The following is a 545-nucleotide window of genomic DNA, read 5'->3' on the forward strand; positions in this document are numbered from 1 at the left end:
GTTAACAAAGCCCAGCTTGATAAAAGTATCGAGAATATTTCTAATGATATTAATCTTACAAGTGCTGCTGCAGTTCTCTATGATAAAGAAAACGATACCGTTAATTATAATAGCATAACTTTGGGTGGTGATAAGACTACAGCACCAGTTTCCCTCCATAATGTTAAAGATGGGAAAATTGCTGAAGATTCGCATGATGCGATCAATGGTAGGCAGATTGAAAAAATATCTGGAGATGTAGCAAACATTTTGGGTGGGAATGCGGAATTTAGCGACGGTATTTTGTTCGGTCCGCTCTATCATTTATCGCGCATTTCTGAAGATGGCGTAGCAGTATCTAAAGACCATAATAATGTTGGTGACGCTTTGACAGGGCTTGATGACAATATCAACAATGTGAATAGCCGCTTAACACATGTAGCAAATGAATTTACTCAGAAAATTGAGGGTGTTTCTAAAGATTCTCTATTGTGGAGTAATGATGAGCGGGCATTTGTAGCACAGCATGGAGACGGAAAAACCAATAGCAAAATTAAATTTCTTGC

General features: G+C 38.0%; 1 pseudogene. It reads left to right on the forward strand.

The features are described 5' to 3' along the window. Nucleotides 1-545, forward strand: a pseudogene (locus tag ACFILO_RS09805) (hypothetical protein); the annotation flags it as partial.

Origin of the sequence: Bartonella sp. AP72JLCBS (genome assembly GCF_042195705.1) — a bacterium.
Classification (GTDB): domain Bacteria; phylum Pseudomonadota; class Alphaproteobacteria; order Rhizobiales; family Rhizobiaceae; genus Bartonella.